Raw genomic sequence first — 5,210 nt, forward strand, 5'->3', positions numbered from 1 at the left:
AAGATTGTGGATCTCGAAACGGGCAAAAGTGAACTTCCTCCAAATGAAGAAGGTGAAATCGTCATGAAATCGCCCACAGTAATGAAGGGATACTGGAAAAAACCTGAAGAAACGAAACTTGCGTTAGTAAACGGTGAACTTCGTACTGGAGATATTGCTACTATGGATGAGGAAGGATATTTCTTTATCGTAGATAGAAAGAAGGACATGATCAATGTTTCAGGCTATAATGTATACCCACGCGACGTCGAGGAAGTGTTATACGAACATCCAAATGTAAAAACAGCTGCTGCCATTGGCATTCCAGACGAATACAGAGGAGAAACTGTGAAAGCATACATTGTACTCAAAGAAGGACAAAACGCGACAGAAGAAGAAATTATCAAGTTCTGTGAAGAAAAAATTGCGAAATTTAAAGTACCTAAACTTGTGGAATTTCGAGAAAGCCTTCCAATGACAAGCGTAGGAAAGGTTCTAAGAAAAACACTCAAAGAAGAACTTAAAGGAAGCACCAAGTAAAGTTATACTGTTATAGAATCTTTTTAACCTATTTCTATTTTTTCTTTAAGGGAAACATATAGATACCTCACTTCTACATTATCTACTTTATTTGAATGAGGAGCCTTACATGAAATGTGATGTTCTTGTGATAGGTGGTGGACCTAGCGGATCTTATGCTGCAAAAGAAATCGCTACCTTAGTCAAGGGCTACAAAATTCTCCTCATTGAAGATCATAAAGTAATTGGAAAGCCAGTGCAATGCGCAGGTAAAATATCTACACGTGCATGTAGAGAATTAAATCTGTCAAGAAAAAGTATTCTAAATACTGTCAAAGGAAGTTATTTCTATTCCCCTTCTGGACATTGTATTCTTGCGAAAAAGAGAATTCCTCAGGCTTACATTGTAGATCGTGGAGCATTCGATAAAGAACTTTGTCAAGAGGCACAAGATAAAGGAGTAGAGGTACTTCTGAAAACAAAGGGACTAAAGCCCCTAAGAAAAAATGGCAGAATTTGTGGAATTGTTGTACGACAGAACTCTAGTCATATTGAAATTCATGCTGATGTGATTATTGATGCTGAAGGTGTGCGCTCCTTAATTGCAAAACAATGTGGTTTACCTACAAAAAAGAATTTCATTAGTAGTTTCCAGATGGAAATATCCCCGGTTTCGTATGAGGATATTGAGTCAGTTGAAGTTTATTTTTCTTCAAAATTCTCTCCAGGCTTCTTTTCATGGATTATTCCAGTGAACGAGCATCTTGCCAGAGTAGGTATCGGTGTTAAAGGTACTTTAAAGCAAGCTTCTCAAAACCTTCTAAATTTCATAAAAAAACATCCAGTTGCTTCCAAGAAATTTGGTAAGAATTGGGAAATAAAGAATAAACTTGCAGGACTTATTCCGATGGGCGGTCCAGTCCCTATAACAGTAAAAGACAATTTAATGCTCGTAGGGGATACCGCAGGTCATGTGAAATCGACAACTGGAGGCGGACTTTATTTTGGGATGAGCTGCGCGAAACTTGCAGCTAAAGTTGCGGTTGATGCTCTCAATAAAGAAACTCCATTTCAAATACAAAATTATGTGAGCCTCTGGCGAAAAGGGTTTGGATCAGAACTTAAAAAAAGTGCTAATATGAGGAAGTTTATAAATCAGCTAAAGGATTCCACTCTTGATACGCTATTCGAAATTGTGAGTGATTATAATCTAGAACCTTTGTTAGAAAGATTCGGAGATATCGATTATCAATCGTCTTTTGTAAGACCTTTTGCAAGTAAACTATCTTTTTTACCTTTCAAAAATCCAAAACTTACTTTTGAACTTCTTAGGGCAATAATTCTAGCAAACACTCCAAAATCGAGAATTTAAATTAAGAAAATTTCCAATATTGAAAAGATACTATTATATCAATGAAAAAGATGTTCATTCAACTCACATGTAAAATAGTCCGAAAATAACCGAATTGTGATAAAAATGTTGGACAAGGTCAAAGTAGCGGCTGCACAAGTCGCGCCGGTCTTCATGAATAAAGAAGCTACTATTGACAAGGCTTGTAAAACCATAGAAGAAGCTGGTAAGGCAGAGGCAAAACTTCTAGTCTTCTCAGAGACATTCATCCCAGGTTACCCATATTGGAGAGGTTTGCAGCCCATTTCTAAATGGTCAGACTATATGGTTGAATATCAGAAGAACTCCTTAAAAATCCCGAGCAGTGACACTGAAATATTAGCTGACGCTACAAGGGAAGCCAATTTAATAGCTGCTATCGGCTGTACGGAAATCAGCGATCTTAAGGGTAGCGAAACACTTTATAATACGATACTCTTCATAGGCAACGATGGCGAAATACTTGGACGTCACAGGAAGTTAATGCCAACTCATGGCGAAAGGATGGTTTGGGGCATGGGCGACATCAGTGACGTGAGAGTTTTTGACACAGAGATTGGCACTATTGGCGGCGTTGTTTGTTACGAGCATCATATGACTCTACTTAAAGCTGCAATGGCTGCACTTGGTGAAGAAATCCACTGTGCAGTTTGGCCAGGATGGTGGGTTATGAAAAGACATCCAGGTGCCAAAAAACGATATAGACCAAATGAAGACTCTCAACATTTCTGTGATATTGAACATGCTATAAGGGAATACGCATTTGAGACACAGACGTTTGTGATCAGCGTCAGTCAGTACGTTCCTGACGATTTAATGCCAGAAGATTGTGCCGATTTCAATATAGCTGCAGGAGGAGCGTTTATTGTCAACCCAGCTGGAGTCTATCTCCAAGAACCCGTTTTCGACAGGGAGACAATTCTCTATGCCGAGTTAGATGCAGACGACCGTCGTCATACAAAAGCATATTTTGACGCGTTAGGACACTATGCCCGTTTTGATGTACTCAGACTGGAATTAAGGGGGGAGCCTTTAGAACCGTTAATTAAAAGTGCTAAATTCAAATTTGATCCCAGTATGCTGAAGCTATTAGCTGAGAAGTACGGAATTCGAGTTGAAAAACTTGAGAAGATATTAGATGAATTAGGTATTGGCTAAACAATTTCATAAAAATACTGTTGGACTATTATCTTTTCTTTCTCGTTCTGGATCTACTTTTACGCTTTCCTTTTTTTGGCGTTTTGCCCTCTTTATTTTCTATAATTGTAGTTTCTGGGATTGTGATTTCTGGAGTTGTAATTGTTTCTGTAAAGAACACACCCCAGGAAAAGATAAAGCACTAATAATCACAAAATCTTGAATTCCTGAGATTTCTACACAATACCTATACATATTTTTTACGGAAAAAAGCTGGCTGAATCCAAAAATTAGGTTGGAAATCGAAATCGTTAAAGAAATGGATGAAATTTGTGTAAACTACCTGTTATCCTTAGATGATATATAAAAAAAGTTATGTGTACATGGAAACTGCTTTTTTCTTTTTTCTTTTCTTCTCTTCCTTTTTTTCTTTCTTTTCTTTTTTGCTTTCTTTTTCCTCTTCAGGAGTTGCAGTGCGCTTTTTCCTTAATTTTTTTATAAACTGAATGAACTCGTACTCTAATTGCCTAAATTTGTTTGGGTCTTTTCTCTTCAATTCTTCCAATTTTTCTGTTACTTTCTCGTGTTTTTCCTCTTTTTTCATGTCTAGTTTTTCTTTAAGCCAGTTCTCTATCTCTTCCATTTCTTCATCGTCTTCTGGTCTTAGTTCGATTCTATATCTTTCTTTAAGCAAATCAATTGCGCTCTGAAATACTCTTGCGAAACAAGGCACTATTATTCACCATTTTTTTGTAAAAATGTACATCACATATATGTTAGCACATCGGCCTGTCTCTTCAAATCACGTTCCATACTTGCTATCAACATCCTTGCCGTGTTAAATGAGGCCATAAGATGTGCGGGGTAATTTGCTGTGGTCAGTGGCATGAAGCATTGTTCAAAATAATAGATACTCAAAAGACCATCAAAACGTCCTTTCTTGCGTGTCTCTTTAATCAATTCAACAAATTGTACGCGTCTATCTTCAATAATTTTCTGCATCCATTGCGGATGCATGTTGAAGCCTGCATGTTTGATGAATTCCATGTCGTAAAACAAATCGATGGCAATAGTTATTGCCAAAACGTATTCTTGCTTTTCGTACGCTTTTTCCATCTGTGATAACCTAAACATTCTCGTCTGATCGTAAAGAGCTTGCTCTTCAGGATTATTTATGTGTTGATAACTTATTGTCCGAAAGGAAGCCACTGCAGATCTCAATATCGTTTTCGCTAATTCATCTAAAGGATCCATACCACCAACTAGGTTTGCCTTCCTCTTATCTCTTAAAGAAATACAAACTTCTCCAAAGTCCAAAAAACCTTCAGCAAAGCTCTTTGTAGCTAAGCAGTTTAAAAGAAATACGAAATTGCTTGTATCTCTCAAACAAGCCGCATTATGATAGCGTAATGCCTGTTTTAAAAAGTTATATGCAAAAAGCACTGTCTCAAATTCTTGCGTTGTTTTCATATTCTTTAGGATCTCATCAAGAGAAGAATTTGCTTTGTTCAAAGTCGATGTAGCTTTTTGAAACTCCTTGTCTAATAAACTTCCTGAAAGTCCCTCATTTTCAAGTGAGGAGATATAAATCTCTATTCCTTCAAGGATATATTCCTTTTGTAATAATAGTGTTAAAGCACTTAGATACGACTGTAAACTTGGTTTAATTATTTCTTCATATGTTTTAACGCCCTGAATGTAGTCGTTTATGATTGATGCTGGAAAATAAGCTGTAGACTTGCTTTGAATATTTTCTAATCGTTTTTCAAATCTTTCTGCCCTCTTAGATACGATGGGCTCTAAAAGCTTTTTCAATTCCTCAGGATAAACTTCATTAGCTGACATAAACTCCACTTACCTTCAGCTCAATTGTTAAGAGTTAATATGTTCTAAGAATACAGCGTTTTTATGTTATATTAAATGATCGAATCTGGAAACGTGATAAAGCAATGGACATTGACTCACATTGTAATAAATAACAGTATCAGGATTAGTACAATAGCAAATCCGAGAATAGCAATATATATCACTAGATTATCAATACCCACATTCTTATCTGTGTAAGTTCTTGTAACTACTGGCTCTGGTTCAACTACTGGCTCTGGTTCAACTACTGGCTCTGGTTCAACTACCGGCTCTGGTTCAACTACAGGCTCTGGTTCAACTACAGGCTCTGGTTCACCTA

The 5,210-nt window shown here is 36.9% G+C and carries 5 protein-coding genes and 1 pseudogene; 3 read left to right on the plus strand and 3 right to left on the minus strand.

What is annotated here, in order from left to right:
• The 3 genes and pseudogenes from QVB70_RS13415 to QVB70_RS13425 all read left to right on the plus strand — a co-directional run.
• A pseudogene (locus tag QVB70_RS13415) lies at nucleotides 1–519 on the plus strand (AMP-binding protein); the annotation flags it as partial.
• Between the two features lie 109 nt (nucleotides 520–628).
• Nucleotides 629–1,870, plus strand: a complete 1,242-nt coding sequence (locus tag QVB70_RS13420; RefSeq protein ID WP_287587173.1) for an NAD(P)/FAD-dependent oxidoreductase — start codon at nucleotides 629–631, stop codon at nucleotides 1,868–1,870.
• 105 nt (nucleotides 1,871–1,975) lie between these two features.
• Entirely contained in the window at nucleotides 1,976–3,046 is a 1,071-nt protein-coding gene (locus tag QVB70_RS13425) for a carbon-nitrogen hydrolase family protein (protein ID WP_287587176.1), read from the plus strand.
• Nucleotides 3,047–3,398: 352 nt separating this feature from the next.
• On the opposite strand, the gene QVB70_RS13430 is transcribed toward QVB70_RS13425, so the two are convergent.
• From QVB70_RS13430 to QVB70_RS13440, 3 genes are all read right to left on the minus strand, one after another.
• The gene (locus QVB70_RS13430) at nucleotides 3,399–3,758 is read right to left on the minus strand and encodes a hypothetical protein (RefSeq protein WP_287587179.1); all 360 of its coding nucleotides are present in this window, start codon (nucleotides 3,756–3,758) and stop codon (nucleotides 3,399–3,401) included.
• Nucleotides 3,759–3,790: 32 nt separating this feature from the next.
• A complete protein-coding gene (locus tag QVB70_RS13435) occupies nucleotides 3,791–4,870 on the minus strand; it encodes a hypothetical protein (RefSeq protein ID WP_287587181.1) in 1,080 nt (359 codons plus the stop codon).
• Between the two features lie 116 nt (nucleotides 4,871–4,986).
• On the minus strand, nucleotides 4,987–5,210 hold a 224-nt coding region (locus QVB70_RS13440; protein ID WP_287587183.1), incomplete at its 5' end, for a hypothetical protein.

It is taken from the genome of Candidatus Borrarchaeum sp., from assembly GCF_019058535.1.
Classification (GTDB): domain Archaea; phylum Asgardarchaeota; class Sifarchaeia; order Borrarchaeales; family Borrarchaeaceae; genus Borrarchaeum; species Borrarchaeum weybense.